This window comes from Aestuariimicrobium ganziense, assembly GCF_015352975.1.
Taxonomy (GTDB): Bacteria; Actinomycetota; Actinomycetes; order Propionibacteriales; family Propionibacteriaceae; genus Aestuariimicrobium; species Aestuariimicrobium ganziense.
Window position 1 is genome coordinate 12,956 of sequence record NZ_JACYIZ010000003.1, and the last position, 13,993, is coordinate 26,948.

General features: G+C 69.6%; 9 protein-coding genes and 1 pseudogene. 4 read left to right on the forward strand and 6 right to left on the reverse strand.

Annotated features, from left to right (window positions below; all coding sequences use genetic code 11):
* Positions 1 to 35: 35 nt before the first annotated feature.
* Together IE660_RS05925 and IE660_RS05930 are read right to left on the reverse strand one after the other, a co-directional pair.
* Complete coding sequence (locus IE660_RS05925; RefSeq protein ID WP_203567429.1) at positions 36 to 2,735, reverse strand: YhgE/Pip domain-containing protein; 2,700 nt, start codon at positions 2,733 to 2,735, stop codon at positions 36 to 38.
* Positions 2,732 to 5,494, reverse strand: coding sequence for an MMPL family transporter (locus IE660_RS05930; protein WP_203567430.1), 2,763 nt, complete (start codon positions 5,492 to 5,494; stop codon positions 2,732 to 2,734). The genes IE660_RS05925 and IE660_RS05930 overlap by 4 nt, the downstream gene beginning before the upstream one ends.
* Before the next feature lie 152 nt (positions 5,495 to 5,646).
* Between IE660_RS05930 and IE660_RS05935 the strand changes: the two genes are divergently transcribed.
* Positions 5,647 to 6,282 carry a TetR/AcrR family transcriptional regulator gene (locus tag IE660_RS05935; protein ID WP_203567431.1) on the forward strand — a complete coding sequence of 212 codons (636 nt, stop codon included), beginning with the start codon at positions 5,647 to 5,649 and terminating at the stop codon, positions 6,280 to 6,282.
* 167 nt (positions 6,283 to 6,449) lie between these two features.
* Here IE660_RS05935 and IE660_RS05940 read toward each other — a convergent pair whose 3' ends face one another.
* The gene (locus IE660_RS05940; protein ID WP_203567432.1) at positions 6,450 to 7,319 is read right to left on the reverse strand and encodes a helix-turn-helix domain-containing protein; all 870 of its coding nucleotides are present in this window, start codon (positions 7,317 to 7,319) and stop codon (positions 6,450 to 6,452) included.
* Positions 7,320 to 7,420: 101 nt separating this feature from the next.
* Between IE660_RS05940 and IE660_RS05945 the strand changes: the two genes are divergently transcribed.
* The 3 genes and pseudogenes from IE660_RS05945 to IE660_RS16370 form a co-directional block, all read left to right on the forward strand.
* The gene (locus IE660_RS05945) at positions 7,421 to 8,644 is read left to right on the forward strand and encodes a multidrug effflux MFS transporter (protein WP_203567433.1); all 1,224 of its coding nucleotides are present in this window, start codon (positions 7,421 to 7,423) and stop codon (positions 8,642 to 8,644) included.
* A gap of 47 nt (positions 8,645 to 8,691) precedes the next feature.
* The gene (locus IE660_RS05950; protein ID WP_203567434.1) at positions 8,692 to 9,714 is read left to right on the forward strand and encodes a zinc-dependent alcohol dehydrogenase family protein; all 1,023 of its coding nucleotides are present in this window, start codon (positions 8,692 to 8,694) and stop codon (positions 9,712 to 9,714) included.
* Positions 9,715 to 9,752: 38 nt separating this feature from the next.
* Positions 9,753 to 10,274: pseudogene (locus IE660_RS16370) on the forward strand (phosphotransferase); the annotation flags it as partial.
* A gap of 149 nt (positions 10,275 to 10,423) precedes the next feature.
* On the opposite strand, the gene IE660_RS15765 reads toward IE660_RS16370, so the two are convergent.
* Genes IE660_RS15765 through IE660_RS05965 form a run of 3 tightly spaced genes read right to left on the reverse strand, consistent with a single transcriptional unit; the run spans position 10,424 to position 13,911 of the window.
* Complete coding sequence (locus IE660_RS15765) at positions 10,424 to 10,792, reverse strand: PaaI family thioesterase (protein ID WP_235997118.1); 369 nt, start codon at positions 10,790 to 10,792, stop codon at positions 10,424 to 10,426.
* Positions 10,792 to 13,059, reverse strand: a complete 2,268-nt coding sequence (locus tag IE660_RS05960; RefSeq protein WP_203567436.1) for a glycoside hydrolase family 3 N-terminal domain-containing protein — start codon at positions 13,057 to 13,059, stop codon at positions 10,792 to 10,794. Before IE660_RS05960 ends, IE660_RS15765 begins: the two co-directional genes overlap by 1 nt.
* 3 nt (positions 13,060 to 13,062) lie before the next feature.
* On the reverse strand, positions 13,063 to 13,911 hold the full coding sequence (locus IE660_RS05965; protein WP_203567437.1) for a sugar phosphate isomerase/epimerase family protein: 849 nt from the start codon (positions 13,909 to 13,911) through the stop codon (positions 13,063 to 13,065).
* Between the last annotated feature and the right edge of the window lie 82 nt (positions 13,912 to 13,993).

Below are 13,993 nucleotides of genomic sequence, written 5' to 3' on the forward strand. Positions count from 1 at the left end.
ACCTGGCTCGTCCCGGGCATCGACCTTGGTCGAACTCAGGCAGCTGTGGCGAGTGCCTTGCGGTACTGCTTGACGCTCAACTGCCGGGCTCGTCCGAAGGCCAGCACGCTGGCGACCAGAGCGGCCACGAACCAGGCCATCAGCACGGTCACCCCCGACACCGGTGAGGTGTCGACCACCACGGCTCGCAGCGCGTCCAGCGCCGGCTTCAGCGGACCCATCGCGTGCACCGTCTCGAACAGCCCCGGCACGGCAGCCGTCGTCCCGACCGCGACCGCGGCAGCGGCCCAGACCACGGCGAGCAGTCGTCCCGCACCGGGCAGCCAGGCAGCCAGGGCATGGTTGACGGTCACGAACGCCAGCGTGATGACCACCATCACCGCGAACAGCGCGAACCCGGTGCCCACCGAGACGTCCATCGCCAGTCCGCCGATCAGGGTGAGCAGGGCCGCCCAGACGGTCGCCAGCCCGAACGAGGGCAACAGCGTGCGGGCTGCCAGCTGCCAGGTCGGGGCACTCGAACCGAGCACCTCGCGCGGCACCGGTCGCACCACCAGGTGCAGCGCCATCGCACCGAGCCAGCTGCCCAGCACCATGACCAGCAGCGCCAACGGCACCATCGCCGAGCCGATCACACCCTTCTCGGGTGCCTGCACCGGCTTGGCGACCACCTGGCTGAGCTTCTGCCGCTCGGACGAGGAGTAGCTCGGCACCTTGTCAGCGCCCTCCTCTATGCCCTTGGCGAAGGCTTGCGTTCCCTCGGCGAGCTTGCTCGCCCCGGTGGAGAGTTGGCTGATGCCCTGCACCAGCGCGGGCGACTCGTCCGCGATCCGGATCATGCCGTCGGCGAGCTCGACCCCACCCATGGCGTAGGTCTTGGTGCCCTGGGCGAACTGGGTCACCCCGGTGGCGTACTGGTTGACGCCGGCGGCGTAACTGCTGACACCGCTGGTGTACTGCGACACCCCGCTGGCCAGCTCCGACGCTCCGGTCGAGGCCTGGTTGAGGCCTTGGGCCAGCTCGGTCGCGCCGGTCGCGAGCTTGGTTCCGCCCGCAAGCAGTGGCGTCGACCTGGTGGTCAGCGTCTGCGAGCCGGTGGCCAGCTTCTGCACGCCCGCGGCCAGCTGCTCCTGCTGGGCCTTCAGCTCGGCAGGCAGCTCGGTCTGCAACTGTCCGACGCCAGCGTCGAGCTGGGTGGCGCCGGTGGCGACCTGGTCGGCCGCTGCAGAGAGCCGGGTGACCCCGGTGCCCCACTGCTGGGCCCCGGTCGCCCACTCCTGCGTGCTGGACGACAGCCGCTGGGCGCCGGTGGCGAGCCCACCAGCGGCGTTGATCAGCGACTTCGACGGGTCACCTGCGCCGGTCAGGCCCTGCTCGGCGGCACCCAACCCGGCCTTCCAGCCGTGGCTGGCGCCACCGTTGAAGCCCTGGACGTAGACGGCGCGCAGCTGGGTGCACAACTCCGCCGGCTGCCCCTGCGCCAGGCAGCCCTGCTCGACCTCGTTGGCGCCGGGCACCGGCGACAGCGGCGGCGGCGAGCCCTGCGCGAGTCGGCCCAAGGTTGCCTGGTAGGTCTGCAGCCCGGTCTGCAGCGCGGTCGCTCCCTGCGAGAGGCCGGTCACACCGGTCGCGATGCCGTTGGCACCGTTGGCCAGGCTGGTGGCCCCGGCGGTGCTCGACTTGATGCCGTTGGCGACACCGGTGCTGCCGGTGGCCACGCCGGACGACCCGGTCTTCAGCTGGGCCAGCTGGGTCTCGAGTTCGGTGAGGTCGCTGCCGGCCTGCACCTGGGTGTTGAGCGTCTGGATGCCGCTGTTGAGGCCGCTGAGTCCACCGATCACCTGGGCGGTGCCGTCGGTGTACTCCTTGACTCCACTGGCCAGCTCGGACGCGCCAGTGGCCAACTGCTGCTGCCCACTGGCGAGCTGGTTGGCCCCGGTGGCCAGACCGACCCCGCCGGCGGCCAGCTGGGTGCCGCCCGAGGTGAGCTCGGCCTCGCTGCCGATCAGCGCGTCAGCGCCCTCGAGCAGCTGCGGCGTGCCCTGCTTGAACTGCGCCGCTCCCGCACCGAGCGCCTTGAGGCCCTGTCCGAGTTCGGCGGTGCCCTCGCTAGCGGTGCCGGCTCCGGTGGCGAGCTCCGAGGCGCCGCTGGCCAACTGGTTGGCAGCGGTCGCCAGCGTGGTGAACTGCTCGCCCGACTGGTTGAAGCCGATGTAGACGTTCTCGAGGTAGGTCTGGGTCAGCATGCCACTCAGTTCCTGGGTGGCGAGCTGGGCGATCTGGCGGGCCAGGGCCGCGTCGGCGACAGCAGCCGACGGACTGGTCTGCACCTGGATGGTGGCCTGCTCGGCCTGGTCGGCAGCGCCGCCGTAGCTGGTGGCGGCCTTGGAGAAGTTCTTGGGGATGGTGACCACGGCCGCGTACTCACCGGACTCCAGGCCCTTGGCCCCGCCGGGAGCGTCGGTGAGCACCCAGGAGATGTTGTCGTCCTCGCGCTCGGCGAGCGCGACCGCGAGCTGCCGTCCCATCGGCACGGCCTGGCCGTTGACGGTGACCATCTCGTCCTGGTTGACGATGGCGGCCTGCACCTTGCCCATTCGCGAGCCCTGGCCCCAACTGCCGGCCAGGAAGGCCCCGGCGATCAGCAGCGGCACGAGCAGCAGCCCGATGGCCACCCAGGGATTGCGCAGGCTCGCACGGCGAAGCGTGGCGTTCTGCTGGCTTCGAGGCGTCATGACGGGGTTCCTTCCTGCACCAGCTCGCGGTCGATCCTGCGGGCTGAGGGGTGGGTGGGGATGTCGTTTTCGTCGGGAAGGGCAGGGTGGCTCGGGTCGGCATCCGAGGCGACCGGGCGGGCCACGATGACTCCGTCGACCGGCCACTCCCCCTCGTCCGAGGCACCGAGGACGACGCCGTAGTGGTCCTGCTGGCGGGCGCGCTCGATGAAGTCGTGCACGCGAGCGCGGTCATCGGCCAGTGGCAGTGAGTCGACGTGGTCGAGGACGACCAGCCGCGTGCGTTCGTCGGTGCGCTCCAGCCGGTCGAGGGCCCCGGGCATGCTGGCGTCGACCCAGCGCACGGCACGGCGGGCCTTGCCGGCCTGCTCGGGCAGCAGATGACCGGCGACGCGGCCTCGTCCGCCATCGGCACGCAACCGGCCGGCCAGCGCGAGCAGAACGGCCGAACGCAGCTCGGGAGCGCCGGTGACCAGACCGACCTGGCCGGGCAACAGACGGGCGTCGACAGGGGCGAACAGGTCACCGGCGGTCAGGCCCTCGACGTGCAGTACCGAGCTGTCGCCGGCGCTGGGCCAGTCAGCGAGCGACAATTGGTGGGTCAGCGCCTCACCCTCGACGTCGAAGCTGGGCAGGATCCGGTCGAGCCAGGCCGGCAGCCACCAGGCCCGCTCACCGAGCAGGGCGAGCACGGCCGGCACGAAGGTCATCCGCACCAAAAAGGCGTCGAGCAGCACACCCAAGGCGAGCGCGAAGCCGATGGTCTTGATCGGTCCCATGCCCTCGGGCACGAAGAACGCGAAGACCGAGAACATGATGACGGCGGCGGCGGTGACCACCTTGCCCGAGGCGATGAAGCCGGTGCGGATGGCGTCCATCGCTGATCGGCCGTGGATGTGTTCCTCGCGGATCCGGGTGACCAGGAAGACCTCGTAGTCCATGGCCAGGCCGAACAGGATGCCCATCACGATGATTGGTAGGAAGCTGATGATGGCGCCGGGCTGGTCTGCGTTGACCAGCCAGCCGAACCAGCCCTCGTTGAACACCAACTGGGTGGCGCCGAACGCCCCGCCGACGCTGAGCGCATAGCCGACGGTGGCCTTGATCGGCACCCAGATCGAGCGGAACACCATGGTCAGCAGCACCACGCTCAGGCCGACGACGAACAACCCGAACGGCAGCAGCGCCTTCCAGAGCCGGTCGGAGATGTCGATCTGGATGGCGGTCGATCCGGTGACAGCGGTCTCGACGCCCTGGGAGCTTCGCCAGTGGTCCTCCTGCTCGCGCAGCAGCTTGACCAGGTCGGTGGTGGCGGGGTCGTCCGGGCCAGTGGTGGGCACGACCTGGACGAAGCCGGTGTCGGCATTGCGGTTGGGGGTGGCGATCGGCACGGAGTCGACGCCGGGCAGCTTCTCGACGTCGGCCTTGATCGCCTGCATCACGCCGAGCGGATCGGTGGTGGGCAGCAGGTCGACGGTGACGATCAGCGGCCCGTTGTGGCCGGGACCGAAGTGCTCGCTGACCAGGTCGTAGGTCTGGCGGTCGGGTTGGCTGACCGGGTGCTGGCCGGGGTTGGGCAGCGAGAGCCACAGGTCCTTGGCCGGGATGCTCAGGGCGCCGAGGCCGACGACGACGGCGATGATCGTGGCGACCGGGTAGCGGGTCGTGGTGCGCACCCACCAGCCGAAGATGCCGCCACCCTGGGGGCCGGCAGTGGCGGTGGCGGCGGCTCGTCCCTTGGGGATCATCCGGTCGCCGACCAGGCCCATCAGCCCGGGCAGCAGGGTGAGCGCGATGGCGACGGCGAAGGCGACCGCGACCGCGGCGTACAGGCCCATGGTGGTCAGGAAGGGGATGCCGCCGATGGCCAGGCCGACCAGGGCGATGATCACGGTCAGGCCGGCGAACACCACGGCCGAACCGGCGGTGGCAACCGCGCGGGCAGCCGACTCCTGGGTGGGCACTCCGTGGGCCAACTGATCGCGGTGGCGCGACAGGATGAACAGGGCGTAGTCGATGCCGACGGCCAGGCCGAGCATCACCGCCAGCATCGGGGTCGTCGAGTTGACCGACGTCAGCGCGGTGGCGGCGGTGATCACCACCATGCCGAACCCGACGCCGAGCAGGGCGGTGAGCAGCGGCAGCCCGGCGGCGACCAATGAGCCGAGGGTGACCACGAGGACGACCAGCGCGATCAGCACGCCGATGGCCTCGATCCACGACAAGTGGGGCACCTCGATCGAGAAGATCTCACCGCCCAGGCTGAGCTTGCTGCCCTCGGGCAGCTCTGAACGCAGCTGGACCGTGAGCTGCTGCCAACCCTCGCGGTCGGCATCGGTGACGGTGTTGATGTCGCCCTCGAGCTGCAACTGCAGGATCGCTGACCGCTTGTCGGTGCTGACCAGGCCGGTGACCATCTCGTTGAACGGCGACATCACGGTGTCGATGCCGGGTGCCTCGTCGTAGCGCTGGACGACCCGCTCGATCGCTGCGCGCGCTTCCGGGTCGTCGGTGGTCATGCCCTCGGGCAGGACGACCACGGCGGTGGCGGTCGTCGCGGCCGCCTCGGGGAAGGTGGCACGCAGCTTGACCAGCGCATCCTGCGAGGCAGCGCCGGGGATCGAGAAGTTGTCGTCGTAGGGCTTGGCGACGGCCAGGGCGATGCCGCCGAACACAGCCAGGGCCACCAGCCACAGCACGAGGACGCGCTTGCCGTGGGCGTAGCACCACGCCCCCAGTTCGTACAGGTACGTCGACATGCGGCTGGCTCCTGGTGCTGTTCGGCGATTCGGTGCAGGACAGGGGGCCCGAGTTGACGTCCGGCACCACTCGATACGATTGTGTATCCGATACAGCAGTGCATTCAAGTTGGGCGTGGGTGCACTATCGTTCACCCACAGGGGGACGCGAGATGCCGCAGGAGCAGGCCGAGCGGGCGGTGACGGCACGCCGGGCAGCGACCCGAGCACGCCTGACTCAGGCTGCGGTCACCGTCTTCGCCCGTGAGGGGATCCGCGGCGCCACTGTCGAGCAGATCTGCGACGAGGCCGGCTTCACCCGGGGTGCGTTCTACTCCAACTTCGAGTCGATGGACGACCTGATCAGGGCCATGGTGGCAGGCCAGATCGAACAGGTCTCGAGCCACATCCAGACCGCGATCACGGCTGCACGACGCTCATCGGCCACCGACGTCAGCCAGGTGATCGAAGAGGCGGCCGAACTGTTCGTCAGCTTGCAGCCCTCGTCGCCGGAGTGGGTGCTCACGCTGGCCGACCTGCGCCTGGAGTCGGCACGGTCGAGCGAGTTGCGGGCCGCGGTGGCCGAGAGCACCAGCTTGGTGCGCACAGCGGTCGGCAAGATGCTGGTCGAGGTGCTGGCCGATGTCGGGCTGCGCTTCCGGGGGGCGCCCGAGCAGGCCCTGGAGTTCCTGGAGGCCGCCTACACCCACTTGACCCTCGACGCCGTGGTCGCCGGCAACCCCCCGAACACCAGGGAGCTCGCCCCGCAACTGACGTTCCTGCTGAACGCGCTCACCAAGCCCGTCTGACCGTGCCCCAGGCTGGTCGAGAGGCGACGAAGGGGTGTCCCGAGACCACGACAGCCACTCTGGTGCGGCGAAGGCCACGATGGTTCCCGAGGCTCACTGCGTGCCATGCCCGTCGCTGATCAAGGTGCCCGTCGCGGGCTGAGGGTGCCGGTCGAGTGGCGACTCGATCAGACAGGGAACCCGACAGGCTCGGCCGCCCAGGACGCCAACAGTCCCAGCCGCTCGGCGGTCACCGAGCCCGGCTCGGCGGCATAGATGGTCAGCGTCAACCCCGGCTCCGACAGCATGTCGACGCTCTCGTAGGCCAACTCCAACTCGCCCACGGCGTCGTGGTGGTAGCGCTTGGTGCCGGTGCCGCAGTAGCGCACGTCATGCGCGCCCCAGCGGCGGGCGAACTCGGTGCTCAACGTGCTCAGCTCGCCGACCAGGTCGTGCAGTTCCCGGTCGTGGGGGTCGCGCCCGGCCTCGGCCCGCAGGATCGACACGCAGGTGTCAGCAGCTGTCGCCCAGTCCGGGTAGAACCGCTGCGCGTCCTCGTCCAGGAAGGTGTAGCGGGCGAAGTTCGGTGTGGACGAGCCGGTGCGCTCGTACAGCGAGGAGTGCATCGCCCGACCCAGTTGGTTGGTGGCCAGCAGGTCCATCCGCCCGTTGCGCACCAGCGCCGGTCCGCCAGTGATCGTGTCGAGCACCCACTGCAGACTCGGGTGCGGCGTCCAGGTGCGCCGACGCCGACGCGGACGCAACAGGCCACTGGTCCCGTCGGCGGCCTGGGCCAGGTGGAACAGGTGTTCGCGCTCGGCCGCGTTCAGCTGCAGCGCCTTGGCCAGCGCGTCGAGGATGGTCACGCTCACCCCGGCCAGAGCGCCGCGCTCGAGCTTGGAGTAGTACTCGATGCTGACCCCGGCCAGCGTTGCCACCTCGCCGCGGCGCAGCCCGGGCACCCGCCGCTGGCCCACGTCGGGCAGGCCGACGTCGCGGGGGCTGAGCTTCGCCCGCCTGCTGGTGAGGAACTCGCGCACCTCGTCCCGGTTGTCCATGCCCACCACCGTACGTGCCGCGCCACCGCTGAGGGATGCCCTGCTGGTACACCTCTCGACAAGGTGTTCCCCAGCTTGCCGCAGACCACCAGACTGGACGCATGGCCCCAGCAACCACCGTGCACATCACCAAGGCCGTGCTGGCCACGGTGGTGCTGGTCACCGCCATCGCGCCGCTGGCCACCGACATGTACGTTCCGGCGTTCCCGCTGGTCACCCGTGACCTCGGCGCCGACCCCACCCAGGTGCAGTTGACCCTGACCACCTTCTTCGTCGGCATGGCGTTGGGCCAGTTGGTGGGTGGGCCGATCTCGGACGCCCGCGGTCGCCGCCAGCACCTGATCATCGCCCTGGTGGTGCTGACGCTGGCCTCGGTGGCCTGCGCGTTCGCCCCCGAGATCTGGACGATGATGGCGGCCCGCTTCCTGCAGGGGCTCAGTGGTGGGTGGGCGATGGTGATCGCCCGTGCGGTGATCGTCGACCTGGCCGCAGGCGCCGACCTGGTCAGGAGCCTCAACCTGGTCTCGGGGGTCGGCGGCGTCGCCCCGGTGGTCGGCCCACTGATGGGCGGTCTGATCCTGCTGGTCACCGACTGGCGGGTCTCGTTCTGGGTGCTCACCGCGATGTCAGCGGCGATGGTGGCTGCGGTGGCCATCGCCATCCCCGAGTCGCTGCCACCCGAGAAGCGGCACAGCGGCGGACTGGGCCAACTGCTCGGCGCCACCGGACGCGTGCTGTCGAACCGCAACTACGTCGCCTACCTGCTGATCACCGGCTTCTCGATGGGTGCAACCTTCGCCTACGTGGCCACCTCGGCCTACATCCTGCAGTCGATGAACGGCCTGTCGCCGATGCTCTACTCGGTCGACTTCGCCTTCAACGCCGTGGGTCTGGCCCTGCTCACCCTGGTCGCCGCCAGGCTGGCCGGCATCGTCCCGACCCGACACGTGATCGCGCTGGGTCTGGCCGGCAACGTGGTCGCCGGCCTGATGATGCTGATCGGTGCGCTCTGGTTCGACACCCCGCTGTGGGTGGCGCTGGTGGCCTTCCTGGTGCTGATGAGTTCACAGGGCTTCGTCGGACCCAACGCCGGCGCACTCGCCTCTGACCAGGTGCCCGAACACCCCGGCACCGGCTCAGCCGTGCTGGGATTCATGCAGTGGGTGATGGCTGGTGTCATCGCCCCGATCGCTGGCCTCGGCGGTGACCAGACCGCCGTGCCGATGGCCGTCATCATCCTCGTCCTCGCCGGGCTGTCCTTCGTCGCCCTGTACCTGGTGGCTCGTCCCCAACCCGACGAGCGACCCTCGCTGCGCGGGAGCTGATCCCGCCCTGACTTCTCCGTCCCCGACATCAACCGAGAGGAACCACCATGCGCGCAGTCGTCATGCACGGCCCCCGCGACGTCCGCACCGAAGAGCGTGATCGTCCCCGCATCATCGAACCCACCGACGCCATCCTCAAGCTCGCCGCCACCTGCGTCTGCGGCTCAGACCTGTGGCCCTATCGAGGAGCGGACGAGGTGACCCGGCCCACCCCGATGGGCCACGAGTACGTCGGCGTCGTCGAAGAGGTCGGCGACGCGGTCACCACCGTCAAGCCCGGCGATTTCGTGGTCGGCTCGTTCTTCGCCTCCGACGGCACCTGCGAGATCTGCCGCTCCGGCTACTCCACCGGCTGCCTCGACCGGCGTCCGATGGGTGCCGAGGGTTGCCAGGCCGAGTACCTGCGGGTGCCACTGGCCGACGGCACCCTGGTGGCCACCCCCGGCACGCCGGACGACGACCTGATTCCGTCGCTGCTGGCTGCCTCCGACGTGCTGGGCACCGGCTGGTTCGCCGCCAAGGCCGCCGAGGTCGGCCCCGGCAAGACCGTCGCGGTCATCGGTGACGGTGCGGTCGGCCTGCTCGGTGTGCTCGCCGCCAAGGAACTCGGCGCCGAGCGGATCATCGCGATGAGCCGCCACGCCGACCGGCAGGCCCTGGCCCGGGAGTTCGGCGCCACCGACATCGTCGCCGAGCGCGGTGACGAGGGCGTGGCGAAGATCAAGGAACTCACCGACGGCCTGGGGGTGCACAGCGCGCTCGAGGCGGTCGGTACCCAGGAGTCGATGATGCAGGCGATCCGCGCAACCCGTCGCGGCGGGCACGTCGGCTTCGTCGGGGTGCTGCACGACGTGAACATCCCCGGTGGGGAGTTCTTCATGTCGCACGTGCACATCCACGGCGGCCCGGCCCCGGTGCGCACCTACCTGCCCGACCTGATTGAGCGGATCTTCGCCCGCCAGATCGATCCCGGCAAGGTGTTCGACCTCGTCCTGCCGATCGAGCAGGCCGACGAGGCCTACCGGGCGATGGACGAGCGTCGAGCCATCAAGGCGATGCTGACCTTCTGAGGCCCTCAGGCGCCCGCCCCGACTGGCAGTCTGGGCGGGTGAAGCATGGCTACACCAACCGTACCGACCAGCTCGGACGAGCCGTCCGCAAGACCTACCAGGGCCCCGACGCAGCCAAACGGCAGGCAGCCGAGACGCGGGCGCTCACCGCCCTGCAGGGTCTGTTCCCGGTGCCTCCGCTGCTGGACGAAGGCGACGGCTGGCTCGAGGTCGGCTTCGTCGACGGCCGGCACGGGCAGGACCTGATCGACGAGGGCCACGCCGCCGAAGTGCTGCACAGTTGTGGACGAGCGCTCCGCCACCTGCAGACCCTCGACCCGCGTCTGTTCGACCCTGCACTGACCGGTCAGGCCACAGCCACCGGCCAGATCCTCCGGCACGGCGACTTCGGACCGAACAACCTGCTGTTCGACGACCACTTCGAGGTGGTCGCCGCCCTCGACTGGGAGTTCAGCCGGGTCGGTGAGCCGATCGCCGACCTGGCTTGGTGTGAGTTCATCGTCCGCATGCACCACGCGGACGAGGTCGATGCCCTGCCGGCCCTGTTCGAGGGCTACGGCGCGACCCCACCGTGGGCCCACCGGCAGCAGGCGATGCTCGAGCGCTGTGACGAATTGCTCGACTTCGTGACCCTCTGGAACCCCAGAGTCCCGGGGTCGACCAGTGGCAGCAGCGCCAGGCGACCGTCCGCGGCTGGACCGAGTGAGGCTCAGTCGCTGGTGGTGACGGTGAAGGTGCCCACCGCCTCGGCGATGTCGTCACCGTCGGCGGTGACCACCTCGGCCGAGAGCAACACGACCGTGGCGCCCTTCTTGCCGACCTCGGCGCGGGCGACCAGTTCGTCACCGACCTTGGCCGGGTTGAGGTAGGTCAGCGACAACTGCAGCGTCGCCGCACCCTGGTCGTCGTCCAACTGTTCGCGCACGGTACGGCCCATCGCCATGTCGACCAAGGTGACGATCAGTCCACCGTGCACGGTGCCGGCGGTGTTGAGGTGCTGCTCGGTCACGGTGACCCGCACCTCGCCGTCGTGCACGCGGACCCCGAGAAGGTCGGCGAACGGTTGCTGCTCTGCCATCACGCCTCCTCGACGCTGACTGGGGTGACCATGACTCGCTCGCCCTCGACCACCCGCAGATCTCCCTCGATCCGGAACCGGGCGCTCAGTGCCTCGTCCATCGACGACGAGCCGGCCCAGAGCGTGAGCCATCCGGGTTCGACCACCCGGCGCAGGTCACGGGCGACCAGGCTGGTGCGGTCGGCGTGCACGCTGAAGGTGACCCGTCTGGCCTGCCCAGCGGCCAGGTCGACCCGCGCGTAGCCGATCAGTCGCTTGACCGGCGTCGTGACCTGAGCCACCTCGTCACGCAGGTAGAGCTGGACGACGTGGGTGCCGTCGCGGTCGCCGGTGTTGGCCACGGTGACCGACACCTCCAGCTGGCCATCGGGGTCGATCACCTCGGACGAGGTCTGCAGGTCTGACAGCGCGAAGGTCGTGTACGACAGGCCGTGGCCGAAGGGGTACAGCATCTCGGGATCGAGGCTGGTCAGGCCGCCCTGCCGACGTCCCAGCGGTGGAGCGAGGTAGGTCCAGGGCTGGGCGCCTGGCACTCTGGGCACGCCCACCGGCAGCCGGCCGGACGGGTTCACGCGCCCCGACCGCACCCCGGCGATCGCCTGGGCACCCTCTTCCCCGGGGCAGAAGGCTTGGACGACGGCCGCGCAGCGCGGCGCCAGGTCACCCAGGGCGTAGGGGCGTCCGGACACCACCAGCAGCACCACCGGCACACCGGTGTCGAGCAGCCTCTCGACCAGCACCTGCTGGCCACCTGGCAGTCGCAGGTCGGCGACGTCGTTGCCCTCACCCGAGCTACCCGCCCCGAACAGGCCGGCGATGTCACCGACACCGACGACGACCACGTCGGCCTCGCGGGCCACAGCCACCGCCTCGTCGACACCGGACAGGTCGTCGTCCTCGATCTCGCAGCCTCGGGCATGGGTGACCTCACCGAACTCTGCCCGCAACGCGTCGAGGATCGACCCGATCTCGATGCCGGCGGGCCCACCCGGGTGGTGCTTGAGCACGTGGTTGGGAAAGGAGTAGCAGCCGAGCATGGTGAGCGGGTCGTCGATCACCGGCCCGACCGCGGCCAGGCGCACCCCTGGGGCCAGCGGCAGGGTCTCGTCGTTGGCCAGCAGGACGATCGACTCGTCGGCCAGCCGGCGGGCGATGTCGCGGTTGCGCGCCGAGTCGAGGTCGATCGAGGTCTCGTCGTCCAGCCGCGGCTGCCAGCCGGGTTCGAGCAGTCCCAGGTCGTGCTTGTGCTGCAGCACCCGGCGCACGGCGACATCGAGCACATCGGCCTGCACGCGTCCCGACTCGATCGCCTCGCCCAGTTCGGTCAGGGTGTCGGTGTGCGGCAGTTCGACGTCGAGGCCGGCCTGCAGAGCCAGCACTGCCGCATCGGCCTTGGTCTCAGCGACGTGGTGGAACTCGCGCAGGAAGTTGATGGCGAAGTAGTCCGACACCACCGTGCCCTCGAAGCCCCACTGGTCGCGCAGCACCTCGGTGAGCAGCCAAGGGTCTGCGGCGCACGGCACCCCGTCGACATCGGTGTAGGAGTTCATCACCGACCGCGCCCCGCCGAGCCTCACCGCCATCTCGAACGGTTCGAGCACCACCTGCAGCAGGTGGCGCCGGCCCATCCGCACCGGCCCGTGGTTGAGGGCGGCGACCGAGGCCGAGTAGCCGGCGAAGTGCTTGAGCGTGGCGATGATGCCGGCACCCTCGAGGCCCTTCACGTAGGCGGTGCCGATGGTTGCGACCAGGTGAGGGTCCTCGCCGATGGTCTCCTCGACTCGTCCCCACCGGTAGTCGTGGACGACGTCGAGCACCGGCGACAGGGCCTGGTGCACCCCCACCGAGGCCATGTCGTCGCCGATCGCAGCAGCCATCTGCTCGACCAGGTCGGGGTCGAAGGTGGCACCCCAGGCCAGGGCGGTCGGGTAGACGGTGGCCCCGTACGCGGTGAACCCGGTGAGGCACTCCTCGTGGGCGATCGCCGGCACACCGAAGCGTGACGACTCGACCACCACCCGCTGACGTTCACGCATGGCGGCCAGCCCCTCGGCCACGGTCAACGGCGAGGTGCCCCAGGTGCGGGTCAGTTGACCCAGCCCGTGGGCGACCGCGTCGTCGAATCCTGCGGGGTTCGCGGCACGCTCGTCCGACAGTGGCGCCACCGTCGCGCCGTCACGATGCAGGTCCTGCACCCAGAAGCTGCCCAGCTGGGCCAGCTTCTCGGCCACTGTCATCTGGTCGAGCAGGTCGTCGACGCGCGACATGGCTCACCAACCGATCGAGCGCAGGTACTCCCTCGACTCACGGATGCAGTCGAACGGGTCGCGACCGTAGACGTCGTCCTGCTCGACGAACAGGAAGCTCGCGCCGGTCTGCTCGGCCACCGGCAGGATCGCCGGCCAGTTCATGTTGCCCTGACCGACCTCGGCGTACTGGATGGTGTCGGCCTGGAACGCCTTCATGAACTCGCCGCGGCGCTCGGGGTCGGCCAGCATCTCCAGGGCGTCCGGGGGCAGCGTCCTGACCCGGTAGTCCTTGAGGTGGATCAGGTCGCAGACGCCCTCATAGGCCTTGAGCATGTCGATCGGGTTCATGCCACCGCGCTGCACCCAGTGCAGGTCGACCTCGAAGTGCACCGTCGGGGCGACCCGGCGGACGATGTCGAAGATCCGCTCGCCGTCGAACTGGGCCAGGTCGACGTGGTGGTTGTGGTAGCACAACTGGATGCCGTCGGCCTTGAGCTTCTGGGCAGCCTGCTCGCACTCGGTGGCCCACGCCTCGCAGCGCTCCTTGGTGGCCATCGCGTCGAAGGGCATCATGCCGATGCGGACGAACTTCGTCCCCAGCCGGCGGCAGACCTCGAGCAGCCAGTCGTACTCGTCGGCGATCGAGATGCCGTTGCCCTGGCCCTTGAGGACGACCGACAGCGCCCCGACCTGGAGGCCGAGTTCGTTGACGCCGCGCTCGAGTTGGGCGATGTGCTCTTCGTCGGTGGGCATCTGGGAGTACTCGACGGCGTCGTAGCCGAGTGCCCTGATCTGCTCGAGCACCGGGTAGAGCCCCTGCTCGGCGACCTGGGTCTTGAACATCATCATCATCGAACCGATGGTGGCCATGGTGTCTCCTTGGGTGAGAAGTGGGGTGGTGGTGGTCTCGACACGCTCGCTTCGCTCGCCACTCGACAAGCGAGGTGGCTGG

What these genes read in the sequence shown, in the direction of transcription:
- IE660_RS05925 (WP_203567429.1), bottom strand. Translation starts at nt 2,735, where the DNA reads ATGACGCCTCGAAGCCAGCAGAACGCCACGCTTCGCCGTGCGAGCCTG.
- IE660_RS05945 (WP_203567433.1), top strand. Translation starts at nt 7,421, where the DNA reads ATGGCCCCAGCAACCACCGTGCACATCACCAAGGCCGTGCTGGCCACG.
- IE660_RS05950 (WP_203567434.1), top strand. Translation starts at nt 8,692, where the DNA reads ATGCGCGCAGTCGTCATGCACGGCCCCCGCGACGTCCGCACCGAAGAG.
- IE660_RS15765 (WP_235997118.1), bottom strand. Translation starts at nt 10,792, where the DNA reads ATGGCAGAGCAGCAACCGTTCGCCGACCTTCTCGGGGTCCGCGTGCAC.
- IE660_RS05935 (WP_203567431.1), top strand. Translation starts at nt 5,647, where the DNA reads ATGCCGCAGGAGCAGGCCGAGCGGGCGGTGACGGCACGCCGGGCAGCG.
- IE660_RS05930 (WP_203567430.1), bottom strand. Translation starts at nt 5,494, where the DNA reads ATGTCGACGTACCTGTACGAACTGGGGGCGTGGTGCTACGCCCACGGC.
- IE660_RS05960 (WP_203567436.1), bottom strand. Translation starts at nt 13,059, where the DNA reads ATGTCGCGCGTCGACGACCTGCTCGACCAGATGACAGTGGCCGAGAAG.
- IE660_RS05965 (WP_203567437.1), bottom strand. Translation starts at nt 13,911, where the DNA reads ATGGCCACCATCGGTTCGATGATGATGATGTTCAAGACCCAGGTCGCC.
- IE660_RS05940 (WP_203567432.1), bottom strand. Translation starts at nt 7,319, where the DNA reads ATGGACAACCGGGACGAGGTGCGCGAGTTCCTCACCAGCAGGCGGGCG.